The following is a 14,064-nucleotide window of genomic DNA, read 5'->3' on the forward strand; positions in this document are numbered from 1 at the left end:
AAAGGACTTTGAAACCCGCCAGAATGGCGTCTCTCAGGTATTCCACTTCTGTGTTACATCGATTTAAAAGGCAACAACCATTTCTACATCAATGTGCCTTGAATTGAAAAACCTGAGAGACTCTGAATTGACCAGATATTTAATGAGATTGGTATAAGATAATATCTTCTGCCCCTTTGGGTTTCATGTAACGTGTTGACTAACGTAAGTCGTGGCCGCGATTTAGGCTAATTAATTTGTCGAGAATACGTTCGCCATCCATCCGAATGCCATTGTGTTCATATTCCGATGTGAGCCAATACTTGAGGTTGTTCACCTGTTTAGCGGTTTCTAAGCTGTATTGCATTTCAACAAACATATCTTCGCTATAGATTGCAGCCGCCACGGGGACATTATTGTTTGACAGCTTTTCAAGGTTATACAATGTTGGCCAGTCTTTTTTCGCCGCCAGAAGTTCCGCCGCTTGCTGTAGTGGTATAAGTTGCTCAAATTGGGCAAACATCCATGGATAAACCATTTCACCGGTAAACAATAACGGCTTAGTTGGCTGATAAGTAAATTGCGTAAACTGTTCTCTCACTCGATGAGCTGCCCAAGATGACGCATTCTGTTGACAATAAATCGATTCGTGCATTAAGGCGAAAATGGGGTTGCTGTTGTAGCTCAGAAATTGACTAAATTGATGTAAAAAAAGTGGATTAACGTCAACGCCGTGAGGTGTTTCGATTAACGCTTGTTCGAGCAAGTAATAAACGGCTTCAGGCCCTTGTTCCATACCAATATTGATACCGAGTAATTGCAGCATTTCTACCGTTAATTGCTCGCCTGTCGCCAAATAGACTTTGTTTTCATAAAGGTATTTCGCTAAGTTATCTGCCAGCATTCTAGCGTCGCTAAAACGTTTGAAAAAGTCATTGTTTTTGGCGATAACGCGTTGATATGTTGCTTGGTATACTTCATCTGCTGGGCGACTCAGTGATGGTACCCCACCTGTAATATAAGCCTCTTTTAACCCTTCTGGCGCAGCAGATAAATAATGCAATACACAAAAGCCGCCAAAGCTTTGGCCTAAAATGGTCCAAGGTTCGTCTGGTGACAATTTGGCGCGAATATACTCCGCGTCGCGAATAATATTGTCGGCGCGAAAAAAACTTAAATAGTCAGCTTGGTCTGTGGCACTCATGTAACTTAAGCTGGTGGCATTAACCGGTGTTGATAATCCTGTGCCACGTTGATCTAGTAGCAATATGCGGTACTCGGTTAACGCACGCTTTATCCAGCCGCTATTGTCCATAGGTCTAACAGCACCAAACCCAGGCCCACCTTGAAAGTAAACTAAATAAGGCAGTTTTTTATGTTGGTTTTCAACGCTAACAATTTCACGTGCAAAAACCGTAATTTGCTTACTGGGACTTTGTTGGTAATCGAGTGGCACCGAGAAAAAATGTTTACGGGCAACGATGTCTGATAAAGTAAGATCAATGTGCATATAATGCCTATTCTGTCGTGATGAGTGGTAATACCAAATAGATGCTATTGTTGATGGGTATTATATGTGAGTACGGATATAGACGCGAGTTGTACTATTTTATGGGCATTTTAACGATTAACAATCGGTAATTCGATGGCCGTCATGCTAAATATCCTTAACTTGAAATAAATAAACGACTCTCAAACAGCCTAGTGTTGTTAACTATGTAGAATTAACTCGCTATTGATGTCGTTATGAAGCTGTAGATGCCCGTGTTGTGTCGTAAAATAAATGACAAGTTTGATAGGAGATAATGATTAAGGTTTTTGATCTTTATCATTATATTGACATCTCTTATCACGAGTTCATATTAAATAGGTATCTAGATCAAATCTGCATCTGTAGAATTAACCGATAATTAACGGATTGTTTATTAAAGGACGAGGTTGCTGATGAAGTATCAAATCATCCCGGTAACGCCTTTTCAACAAAATTGTAGTGTCATTTGGTGTGAAAAGACCTTAAAGGCCGCGATTGTTGATCCTGGAGGTGATATTGAACGGGTTTTAGCTGAAGTGACTAAACTCGGCTTGAGTGTTGAAAAAATACTATTAACTCATGGGCATATTGATCATGTTGGTGGTGCTGCAGCATTATCAAAAAAATTAGCAATTCCCATTATTGGTCCACACATTGCTGATAAATTTTGGTTAGATAATTTAGTCAAACAAAGCCAGAATTTTGGATTTCCACGTGTTGAAGCCTTCGAACCCAATCAATATTTACATGAAGGTGATGAAGTGAATGTGGGTGAACAGCATTTACAGGTGCTTCATTGTCCAGGCCATACGCCAGGGCACATTGTTTTTTATGATAAAGCGGCTAATTTAGCGTGGGTGGGGGATGTGCTTTTTAGGGGATCAATTGGTCGTACCGATTTTCCGCAATCTAACCATCAAGATTTACTTCATTCTATTACCACTAAACTGTGGCCATTAGGACAGAATATTAATTTTATTCCCGGCCATGGCCCCATGTCGACGTTTGCTGATGAGCGCCAGCACAATCCCTTTGTTGCTGATCAGTTATTTGATTAATAATTTGTTATGTAATCAGGTTATTGAGGTTATTTTTTGACAAGTTGAACGATTGATTCTTTGCATTGTAAAGACAGTCTGTTAGCTTAAGAGACTGCGTTTATTATGATGGACAGTTCTCATGATTCAACATCTTGTTGATTTACTCGATTCCTGGTTACCTACTTATCAAGAAGACTGGGTTATAGCCATTTTAACTCAAGTACAGGGATCATCTTACCGCAAGCCTGGCGCGATAATGTTATTTCACCCCATGGGGAAAAGTTTAGGTATGTTAAGCGGAGGTTGCCTTGAAGCCGATCTTCGTCGTCATGCCCAACGAGCGATTCAAACCCAGCAGGTTATCCAATTAACTTACGATGCGACCGATGAGTCTGATACCAGTTATCAGCTTGGTTGTGGTGGTATCGTTAACATTATGATGGTGTCACTCAATAAAGCTAATAATTACTTGGGATTACTGCATGTACATGATGCCTTAATGCGTGGTGATAATGGTATCTATCAGCTAAATATTGCCGGTGATGGTGTACCCAGTCACCAGTTATCAGGCCAATTTATTGAGCAAACAAATCATTCGACTACACCTATTACCCTCAATAGTAAAACTCAAAAAGTGACCGACCAAGATTGTACCTTGTTGCAAATACCGCTGCGCCCACCAGTGCATATTGGTATTTTTGGCGGTGGATTAGACGCCAAACCTGTCGCACAAATTGCGCAAACAATGGGGTGGAAAGTCACCATATTTGACGAACGTACCGCTTATGCGCGTACCTATGACTTTCCAGGCTGTCAAATAATCAAACAACCGACGGCCAATGTGGCTAGCAATATACTCGTTGATTTAGATGCTGCATTTTTAATGAGTCATAATTTGCAAATTGACGCTAAGACTCTCAAAGTATTGCAAGCATTGCCTTTAGCGTACATTTCGTTACTCGGACCCGCACATCGTCGAGATAAAGTGTTAGCAATGGCTGAACTCAGCTTAAATGATTTTAGTGGCTATTTCTCTGCGCCTGCAGGGCTTGCGTTAGGCGGTGAACTTCCCGGTTCGGTCGCGTTAAGTATGTTATCTCAGTGCCATGGTGTGCTTTATAACAGTAAGCTCACCAGTCTTGATACTGTAATGCTGTAGTGGTGGTTCCATGCTGAAATTGAAACCGAATATTGTCACGGTCATTTTAGCTGCGGGTGCTAGTAGCCGATTTAATGGCAGTAAAATAACCGCTAAAGTACAGGGGGGCAACACCTTGTTGGCCCACAGTATTGCAACCTTAAACCAAGTGACAACCGTTGCAGGTATTACCGCTCCTGCGGTTGTACTGGGTGCACATCTTAATGACGAAGTGATGGCGATAACCGCTGTAATACACCGAATAATTAATCATGATTGGTCATTAGGCTTATCGAGCTCAGTTAAACATGCTGCTCAATATGCTGTTGATCAAAATGCCGATGCTCTGCTCCTTGCGCTTGCCGATCAAGTGGCAATACCTGCTGATGATTATGCGCGTTTGATTGATGCTTATTGCCATAATGGTCAAACCAGCTGTGCGTTTTATCAGCAAAGTCTTGGTGTGCCAGCTATATTTTTAGCAGAAGATTTTGCTGCATTAATGTCGATTGAAGGTGATAAAGGCGCTAAAAGTATCTTAAAGCGGCATGATAAAAACAACAGTTTGAATATTCTCAATATGGAACAAGGCCAATTTGATATTGATACCCCGGCTGATTTAGCTCGTTGGTTAGATCAAATGAATTAAATAGTAGGCCCTAATTAAGGAATGATTATGACAACCCCAACACAAAAGTTAATGGTCAATGGTAAGGATTTTACCCTTGATGCCGATCCTAATATGCCCGTGCTGTGGGCTTTGCGTGACATACTTGGTTTAACTGGCACTAAATTTGGTTGTGGTGCAGGTTTATGTGGCGCATGTACGATTCATGTTGACGGCAGTCCAATGCGCGGTTGTTTAACCAGTTTAAAGCAAGTACAAGGCAAGCAAGTCACCACCATTGAAGGCCTTGAAGCCGAAACGTTAACGCAAGCTTGGGTGGAGCACAATGTGCCTCAATGTGGTTATTGTCAGGCGGGGCAATTGATGTCTGCAGCTGCATTATTAAAAACGACAGCTAAGCCTTCTGAAGCACAAATTGACGATGCAATGTCGGGCAATATATGTCGCTGTGGTACTTATCCGCGAATTAAAGCGGCGATAAAATCGGCTTCGGAGGCATAACCATGACCACATTTACCGCAGTTGAAAATATCAGTCGCCGCCATGTACTTAAACTATTTGGTGCTGTTGGCGGTGGTTTAGCCCTCGGCACATCCAGTTTAGCGTGGAGCCCAATGGCGCTGGCACAAGACAAACAAGCCTTAATGAATCTATTTGTCGCGATTGGTGAAGACAACAAAGTTTATTTAACCTGCCATCGCTCTGAAATGGGTCAAGGTATTCGAACCGGTATTCCGCAAATTTTAGCAGATGAATTAGAAGCTGATTGGGATAAGGTTGTGGTGGTGCAAGGCTTAGCCGATAAACGTTATGGCAGCCAAAATACTGATGGTAGTCGCAGTATCCGTAAGCATTACCATCGCATGCGCCAAATGGGCGCTACCGCCCGTACTATGTTAGAACAAGCGGCTGCACAACAATGGAAAGTGCCTGCTGCTGATGTATATGCCAAAGCTCATAAAGTGCATCACAAAGGCAGCAACACAAGCCTTGCTTATGGCGATTTAGCACTAGTAGCGTCGACATTGCCAATGCCAGAATTAGACTCTGTGGTGTTAAAAAAGGCCAGTAATTTTACTCATATCGGTAAGTCGCACACTATTGTCGATATGGATGGGATGCTAACGGGTAAAGCAATATATGGTTATGACATTAAGCTCGATGGCATGTTGTATGCCAGCATTACTCGCCCGCCAGTGTTAGGCAGTGATGTGGTCAGTGTGGATGACACTAAAGCCCGCAGTATTGCCGGCGTGATTGATATTATTACCTTGCCAGTGCCTAAAGGTGCACCATTATTTCAACCTTTAGGTGGTGTTGCTGTGATTGCCACCAACAGTTGGAGCGCGATTGAAGCGCGCAAAGCATTAGCGATTACCTGGTCTAAATCGGTAAATGATCGCCATGATTCTGACACTTACCTCAACGGTTTGATCGAGCGAGTTAACCAATCGGGTAAAGTGATACGCCAACTCGGTGATTCGATAACTGACTGGCCAGCAGAGCAAACCGTTAATGCAGTGTACACCGTTCCTTACTTAACCCACGCCATGATGGAACCGCCAGTTGCAACGGCCAATGTGACGGCCGATGGTTGTGAATTATGGGCATCTAGTCAAACACCGCAAAGCACCCAACAGAATGTAGCCGGAGCATTAGGGCTTAAAGAAGAGCAAGTGACAGTTAATGTGACCTTATTGGGCGGTGGTTTTGGACGTAAATCCAAACCTGATTTTAGCGTAGAAGCAGCTATTTTATCGCAAAAGTTAAACAAACCTATTAAGGTGTGTTGGAGCCGCGAAGATGAAATTCAAAATAGTTATTACCATGCAATTAGTGCGCAACTGTATCAGGCAAAACTTGATAGCAACAATATGCCGATCGCGTTGTTAGCGCGTACAGGTTTTCCGTCTATTAGTTCAACATTTGCTGAGGGCGTAGAATATCCGTCAGCTGGTGAGTTAGATTTAGGCTTTAGCGATGTACCATTCGCGCTGGAGCATATTCAGTTGGAAGCAGTAAAAGCTGAGGCACATACCCGTATCGGTTGGATGCGTTCTGTGTGTAACATTCAACATGCATTTGGTATTGGCAATTTTGTTGATGAATTAGCCGTAAAAGCCAATAAGCCTTGTATACAAATGTGGCGTGATCTTATCGGTAAGCCACGAATAGAAACATTTGAAAACCAAGCGTTTAAATACGGTAACTATGGTGAGGAGTTCGCTGATCATCCTGTGGATGTTGGGCGATACCTTAAGGTATTAGATATACTTGAAACCGCGTTAACCAATGCGCCCAAAGCGGTTAACAATCAAGGTTGGGGCATGGCGATACATCGCAGCTTTGTCAGTTATGTAGCGGTTGCTACCTTGGTTGAAGTTGATAACAACAAACTTAAAGTGATTAAATCGATAGCGGTGATGGATGCCGGCACTGTTGTTAACCCTGATCGGGTTAAATCGCAATTAGAAGGGGCGATAATTTTTGGATTAAGTCTTGCCATGATGGGTGATATTAGCTTTAAAGATGGCAAGGTGATGCAATCAAACTTTCATGACTCTCCGTTATTGCGAATGCCGCAATGTCCGGATATTGAAACCTATATTATTGAATCTACAGCAAAGCCTGCTGGCGTTGGTGAACCCGGTGTACCGCCAGTGGCACCCAGCTTAACGAATGCCATTTTTGCCGCTACAGGGGCAAGATATCGCAATTTGCCATTAAGTAAATATTTATCTATGTAACGATTTACGTGAGCTATGGCACTTAAGTTTTACTCACTTAAGTCGATAATAACTAAGCCAAATGCCCAAGTGTATTAGCACTTGGGCATTTTTAATGTGTTAAGGAAAAAGAGTAAACTAATGAGTGAATTGGTATAAAACCAAATTCATCTATAATGTTGATTCATGTTTGTGTGACTGTTTTCGTTTGTGCAACCTCAGTTCTAGATAAAATTTGAACATAAAAATGATAAATATCAATGGGGTAAAGTTATTTTTTATTGTGCTGAGTTGAGGTTTAGTTGTCTTTTCTCACTATCGAGATAATGGCGAATTGTCTTAGGAAATTTATATGAAACAAATACAGTTTAGAAAAATTGATGCGATTTTGATTAAATTTAGCCTAAATGGAAAGTTTTGGATTATTTGCTCTTTAGTGACATTGATCACCAGTGTTATCGCATTAATGAATTACCAACAAACTCAGGGGTTAATTGAACAAACATCTTTACAGCGCGCGCAAGCGAGTGTTGACAGTTATGCCAGTGTAGCGAACATTCAAGGTTTAGGTCGTGATGCGCTTGCGCAATTTGCACAAGATAACCAATTGCAGTTATCTACTCGTGAGAATGCTTCTCGCAACGGCAATATTGTGACAGTATCGGCAAGTGTAGGTCAGCAGTTTCTTACTCTGAGCCAAAATGTACAACCGTGGGAGCAAGCGCCATTAAGCCAAACGAGTGTTATGTTGATACTGGCTTTGGTTGGTTTATTGCCATTATTTCAACTGAGTTATTGGATTTCCTCTTCATTAGGAGGAGGCTTGTGGGATATTTACCAAGCAATTAAACGTTTAGCTGATGGGGATTTAACCGTTAGGTTAAATTTTTTTGGTTCTGATGATTTCAGCTTAATTGCTAATGAAATCGATCGCAGCGCAGATAATATGAGTGAGATGGTTGGTGCTATCCGTAATAATGCAGAAACCTTGGCTGTTGCTGCTAACGAGTTTAACAATCAAGCCAGCACGAATGATGAACTCATTGACCAACAACATCATTTCTTAGATTCTGTGGCACACGCTATGGATCAGATGACGGCGGCCATTGCGGATGTGTCAAACCATGCAAGTGATACGTCATTAAATACTAAGCAAAATGCTAAACAGATGGAGCAGAGCCAAACTAAAATTTCCGATGCCGTAAAGCGTATTAGTTATTTGTCTGAGCGTATTGCTGAAGCATTTTCATCTGTAGAGCAGCTTTCCCGTGATGCGACCCAAATTAATGATGCAGTAACCACGATTGAAAGTATTTCTGAGCAAACTAACTTATTAGCCTTAAATGCTGCAATTGAAGCTGCACGAGCGGGAGAGCAGGGGCGTGGCTTTGCGGTGGTTGCTGATGAGGTTCGTACGCTTGCGGGACGTACCCAAAAAGCGACCGTCGAGATTCAAAATATGATTGAAGGCTTGCAGAAAGGGTCAACAAAATTGACCACCATTACCAACATTATTGTTGAACAAGCTGACCAAGGTAATGCGAGTATCAAAGCTGTTGGAGATGACATCACCGATGTGGCAGAGTCTATTAGTGCGGTATTTGATATGAGCAGCCAAATAGCTGCTTCTGCAGAACAGCAGAGTGTGTCGGCCGGAGATATTGCCTCACAACTTAATCAAATTCGTCAGCAGTCAGACACGATCCGCAGTACTGCCAAACAAGCTAGTGTATTAGCGAAAGACTTGAATCAATCGTCAAAAGGGTTAGCGGCTATTTTAAGCCAGTATAAACTTTAGTTTTCTCGCTCGGGTCGTTGCACATGATAAAATTGATATTTTTTGATTAGCTTGAAATAAAGTACTAAAGTAACGGGTCTGTTATTGAGTCGTTAAGTTGGTTTATGTCAATCGAGTGAATTTAATCAACTTACTATAACGATAAACCCTATAACAGCATGAGTCGATGCCGTTTACATCACTGCTTATGGCCAGTATGGCAAACTTGCTTTGGTGCTTTATTGTAATTATTAGCGCTTATTTATCTTTTATGATGAATGTTGCAGTCGTGTGTGGCAATGTTATATGGCAGCCAAACCGTTAATCTGGAACAAACGTCAACCATCAAAGATCAACAGGCCTAAGGCAAACATCATTTAGGAATATCAATGCTCAACACTTCAATGCGTGTCTACGCGCTATTTTTTATCTGTTTGTTATTTTGCAGTGGTACTGCCAAGGCTAGCTCTCAGGATATTTTGGTGCTAAATGCACAAGGGCAGCCAGCTGAAAACGTAGTAGTGTATTTATTGCCCAGTAATCCTGCTAATATTGTTACTCAGGTTCCCTCTCCAAAAGCTGAAGTCCATCAAAAAGATAAGCAATTTTCACCCTATATCACAGTGGTGCAAAAAGGCCATGATGTAGCGTTTGTTAACCAAGACGATATTACTCATCATATATTTTCAGCGTTAGGGCCAAAGCGTTTTTCATTTAAACTACGCCATGAGCAAGATCAACAAGTGTTAACCTTTGAGCAAGTAGGGCATGTGTCAATGGGCTGTAATGTTCATGACTGGATGTCGGGTCATTTGTTGGTGATAGATACACCTTTTTATGCCGTGACTAACCAACAAGGTAAGGTCAGTTTTGAGCATTTACCAGCAGATAACTTCGAGTTAGTTGTGTGGCACCCACAGTTAAAGATGACCGATAACCAACAAGTGACTATGTTTCATTTACCCACCGATAAAGCAATAGCAATTACTTTACAGGCCGAATTTGATAGTATCCCCAGCCAGCAAAGTTTAGATGAATTTGAATTTTTAGAAGGATACTAATATTGCTATTTTTTAATCGCCTGCAAACACGGATTTTTGCTTTTTTGGTATTGTTGATCATCGCCGTCTTGAGTTTATCTTTTTGGTTAACCTATCAAACTAATCAAAGGTTAGAACATCAATATGTGGATAATCAACTGGAAGTAGCAAGTCTTGTTTTTGAGTCTGAATATGATAATCGCAGTTATTACTTGACGGCATTTGCTGCAACGGCGGCAAAAGATTTTGGCTTAAAAGATATTTTTATTGATGGCGACCATCGTAGCTTTTTAGTGGCACTAAACAATCATCGCAGCAGAATTAATGCGTCTTTGGCAATGGCTGTATCAGCAGATGGTAAAGTTATTGGCCAATTAGTGGCTTCAACTAGCGAGTTAGGTCGTGAAGCGGTGACTTTGGGATCTGAACAGAATGATACATTTCGATATCCGCTAGGTTCGGAGTTTGAAGCGTTAAGCCCATTTTATTTATTAGATAATAAACTCTACCAGATAAAGTTTTCTCCGCTCACCAGTGGTGGAAACAGTGTTATAGGTTGGATTGGTTTTGGTTTTTTAATCGACCATACGCTAGCAAACTCATTGCAAAAACTAACCGGCTTAAACAGTGGTTTTATGTTAATCGCCCAAAATGAAGCAACAGAAATTGGTCATTCTGGAGGGGTATTACCCGACGACGAAACTGCATTACTCACCCGATATATCATCGCAGATAAAACCAGCCACGATTATATTTTATGGAAACAGTTTTTAGGTGAAGTAGATGGACATGCACTGCATGCTTATATGTATAAATCACGTTCGGATTTATTGGCATCATTAGAAACACAATGGTGGCAACAAGTTGCAGTGTTAGTCATGATGCTACCAATATCGCTATTACTGGCTTTTTGGATTTCTAGCAGTATTACTCGACCAATAAAACAATTAATTGGCCAAGCACGTTTTATTGCTAATGGTAATTATGATTCTAATGTGAGTGTTGACTCCAGCATTGAATTACAACAATTGGCCAATGAGTTCACGGTTATGCAGCAAGCTATTTTAGAACGTGAGAAAGCCATTGCTCACCAAGCCTATCATGATCCCTTAACCAACTTAGGTAACCGTAATGAATTACAGCGCATTATTGAACCTTGGTTGATACCTGGTTCAACCATGGGGCTTTGTTTAATTAATATTCGTCGTATGACAGAAATTAATGTCACTTTGGGCCATGAGGTTGGCGATGAAGTGATTAAAGAAGTTGCCAAGCGTTTATGTGAGGTTAATCCTGATGCTTTAGCTTACCGACTGTCCGGCGATGAATTTGTTTTAGCATTTAAAGCGTGTGAGCATCAGTCGTTTGAAGTTTTTCTGGCTAAGCTACAAGATTATATTGGTCAAGATTATTGTTATCAAGATGTGATGTTACATTTGCAATTTACCGCAGGAGCGAGTTTTTATCAGCCCGGTTGTAATGTGGTTACTTTATTACGCCAAGCAGATACAGCATTACAATACGCAAAAATGAATAAGCGTGATTTCCAAATTTATGATACCAATATCGACAAAAACAGTATTGATAGGCTGCAATTAATTAATGAATTAAAAGCGGCTATCGAACAAGACCAATTGGTACTTTATTATCAGCCAAAATTAAACTTAGCAAGACAGAAAGTTACACATGTCGAAGCATTAGTCCGTTGGAACCATCCACAAAAAGGCATCATTCCACCGGACACCTTTATTCCTATTGCTGAAAAAACCATGCAAATGGGGGCCTTGACTCGATGGGTGATTACACAGGCTATCGCTCAATACCATCGGTGGCATTTATGTGGCATAGAGCTATGTATTGCGGTCAATATTTCTGCTGAAAATTTAAAAGATGAGCACTTTTGTCCATGGGTTATTGAAGCGTTGGCCAGTCAAAATATGCCTGTGTCGGCGATAACATTAGAAATTACTGAAGATGCAGTGGTGTCCGACCCTGAACATGCGGTAAAACAACTTATGTTGTTACGTCACAATGGCATTACCTTATCGATAGACGACTATGGCACGGGCTATTCTTCATTGGCTCAGTTAAAGCAACTTCCCGTTGATGAGCTTAAAATTGATAAATCGTTTGTACAAACCTTACTAGAAAATAAAACCGACCAAATTATTGTGCAGTCTACATTGCAATTGGCGCACAGTTTGGGGCTTAAAGTGGTCGCAGAAGGTATTGAAGATAAAGAGACTTTAACATGGTTAACTGAGCTTAATTGCGAAATGGGTCAAGGCTTTTATTTATCTCGCCCGTTACCAGAACAACAATTTAATGATTGGTTAGCACAATCGGGTTATCAATAGGAGTTACCATTATTTGTCACTTATATACAAGGATTGTGTGCTGCTTATTTTTTGTGAGTGGCAGTGTATATGCCGATTCTATTGACCATGAAGTAAGCGGTTATACAGATATTGAACATGACTTTAGTGGGGTTATCGATGTGCGTGTTGGTTATGCCAATACCCTAGACTCTTATTTGGATGGTGGATTAGGAAAGTTTGGTGCTAATGATGGCACACAAATGTCTTTGTCGCAGCTGGGGTTAAGTTATCACACCCAATGGGGGGATGCTTGGTCGAGTCGTATTGTTGCAAATGGGTATGCAGATAGTATTAGTAATGGTTTGGGGATCACCGAAGCCATGGTTCGTTATCGTGATATTCCGAATAGGTCTGGTATTCGGTTGGACGTTCAGTTTGGCTTAATGTATCCAAAAATATCGTTAGAAAATGTCGCAACGGCGTGGGCATCACCCTATACCTTAAGTTATTCAACATTAAACAGTTGGCTCGCAGAAGAAGTGAGGCATATTGGTTTGTCGACAACCGTTGAGTCGTTGGGAAAATACCGCCAATCTGAACATGATTTCGCATTAACTGCCGAAGCATTTATGTTTAACGACACCACCGGAGCTATGTTGGCTTGGCACGGTTGGACTCAAACCTCAAGACAAACCCTATTACCCGAAACCTTACCTATTGCAGCAATTCCGGCAATACAAGGCGGTATGTTAGCTCAACAAGCCGCTAACTCAGATCCCTTTACCGAATTAGATGACCGAATTGGTGGACATGTTCTAGCAAAATGGACATGGCGTAATAAAGGCAGTGTTCAAGCAGGATATTATGACAATAATGGCAATACCCATATTGTTAAGCAAGGGCAATATGTGTGGTTGACCCAGTTTGCGCATCTTGGCGCTAAATGGCGTTTGCCTTATGGTATTAATTTAATCAGCCAGTTCATGCAAGGTTCTACTTTAATGACTTCTCCTGACGGTTATCCTGTGGTGGATAATGACTTTCAATCAGGTTATTTACTGTTGAGTAAACGATGGTCGCAACATAGAGTGAATGTTCGTCTTGAAGATTTTTCAGTCACCGACCGAGACAATACGCTTGGGGATAATAATAATGAAGACGGCCAGTCATTTACCTTTGCTTATCAGTATCAGTATAGCCGGCCATGGTTTATTCAATTTGAATATAATCTTATTGACTCAACTCGACCTGCAAGAGCTTACCTTGATGGAGCAATTGATTTAGTCGAGCAGCAATGGCAGGTATCCAGTCGCTATTTCTTTTAAACAGATAAAAAAGTTATAGGATAGCTCTACATACACTGGTTCTGTGTATGTATGGGGCGGCCTTATGCTCACAATACCAAATGATAGCCTCCAATCAGTTCAGTGCCCCACGGTTGTGATTTAGCATTGAAAGCGTCATGTGTTTTTTCAAATGAAAATTGTATTCTTTGACGGGTAAGTTGGACTTTTCTTTCCTTGCTATAGGCATGACTTATGAGATGTGAGGCTTTAGACTAGAAACGTTCTTTCTAAACCTTTTTCGTTTTATCAGCTCACCAGTTTGATATAAACGCCTCTTTTTTTAACTGTGAGTTTACGAATGCTTAGAGCGAAGGCTATAGGTCGTCACTACCATTATTAAGTTCACAACGATCCATTAGCCAAATAATGCCAAAATGGTATTCATTGACGCTGTAAAGTTTTCGTATTCATTGTTTAATACCAATCCTATTAAATATGTGATCTTTCAGCGGGAGTTCAAAGTGCTGTAGGCAAGGCAGATGATTGAAGCGAATAGTGATCCTCGGTAACAAGCTCCTGCGTTACTCTACCTCCAGTATCT

Annotated in this window: 10 protein-coding genes; 9 read left to right on the forward strand and 1 reads right to left on the reverse strand. The window is 41.1% G+C overall.

Going from position 1 to position 14,064, the window contains the following annotated elements:
* Window positions 1–199: 199 nt before the first annotated feature.
* Complete coding sequence (locus tag ACWXWT_RS16945; protein ID WP_456042749.1) at window positions 200–1,489, reverse strand: alpha/beta fold hydrolase; 1,290 nt, start codon at window positions 1,487–1,489, stop codon at window positions 200–202.
* Window positions 1,490–1,923: 434 nt separating this feature from the next.
* Here ACWXWT_RS16945 and ACWXWT_RS16950 point away from each other — a divergent pair, with 434 nt between their 5' ends.
* From ACWXWT_RS16950 to ACWXWT_RS16990, 9 genes are all read left to right on the forward strand, one after another.
* On the forward strand, window positions 1,924–2,568 hold the full coding sequence (locus ACWXWT_RS16950) for an MBL fold metallo-hydrolase (protein WP_456042750.1): 645 nt from the start codon (window positions 1,924–1,926) through the stop codon (window positions 2,566–2,568).
* 121 nt (window positions 2,569–2,689) lie between these two features.
* Window positions 2,690–3,709 (forward strand): XdhC family protein, encoded by a 1,020-nt coding sequence (locus tag ACWXWT_RS16955; protein WP_456042751.1) that lies wholly within the window; start codon window positions 2,690–2,692, stop codon window positions 3,707–3,709.
* Window positions 3,710–3,719: 10 nt separating this feature from the next.
* On the forward strand, window positions 3,720–4,337 hold the full coding sequence (locus tag ACWXWT_RS16960; protein ID WP_456042752.1) for a nucleotidyltransferase family protein: 618 nt from the start codon (window positions 3,720–3,722) through the stop codon (window positions 4,335–4,337).
* Between the two features lie 27 nt (window positions 4,338–4,364).
* Window positions 4,365–4,817, forward strand: coding sequence for a (2Fe-2S)-binding protein (locus ACWXWT_RS16965; RefSeq protein ID WP_456042753.1), 453 nt, complete (start codon window positions 4,365–4,367; stop codon window positions 4,815–4,817).
* Window positions 4,818–4,819: 2 nt separating this feature from the next.
* Entirely contained in the window at window positions 4,820–7,063 is a 2,244-nt protein-coding gene (locus ACWXWT_RS16970) for a molybdopterin cofactor-binding domain-containing protein (protein ID WP_456042754.1), read from the forward strand.
* A 331-nt stretch (window positions 7,064–7,394) separates the two neighbouring features.
* Window positions 7,395–8,840, forward strand: a complete 1,446-nt coding sequence (locus tag ACWXWT_RS16975) for a methyl-accepting chemotaxis protein (RefSeq protein ID WP_456042755.1) — start codon at window positions 7,395–7,397, stop codon at window positions 8,838–8,840.
* A 368-nt stretch (window positions 8,841–9,208) separates the two neighbouring features.
* The gene (locus ACWXWT_RS16980; RefSeq protein WP_456042756.1) at window positions 9,209–9,880 is read left to right on the forward strand and encodes a hypothetical protein; all 672 of its coding nucleotides are present in this window, start codon (window positions 9,209–9,211) and stop codon (window positions 9,878–9,880) included.
* A 2-nt stretch (window positions 9,881–9,882) separates the two neighbouring features.
* Window positions 9,883–12,216: an EAL domain-containing protein gene (locus ACWXWT_RS16985; RefSeq protein ID WP_456042757.1), complete on the forward strand. Its 2,334-nt coding sequence runs from the start codon at window positions 9,883–9,885 to the stop codon at window positions 12,214–12,216.
* Between the two features lie 53 nt (window positions 12,217–12,269).
* The gene (locus ACWXWT_RS16990; protein WP_456042758.1) at window positions 12,270–13,502 is read left to right on the forward strand and encodes a hypothetical protein; all 1,233 of its coding nucleotides are present in this window, start codon (window positions 12,270–12,272) and stop codon (window positions 13,500–13,502) included.
* Window positions 13,503–14,064: the final 562 nt, after the last annotated feature.

Source organism: Shewanella sp. A22, assembly GCF_053850585.1.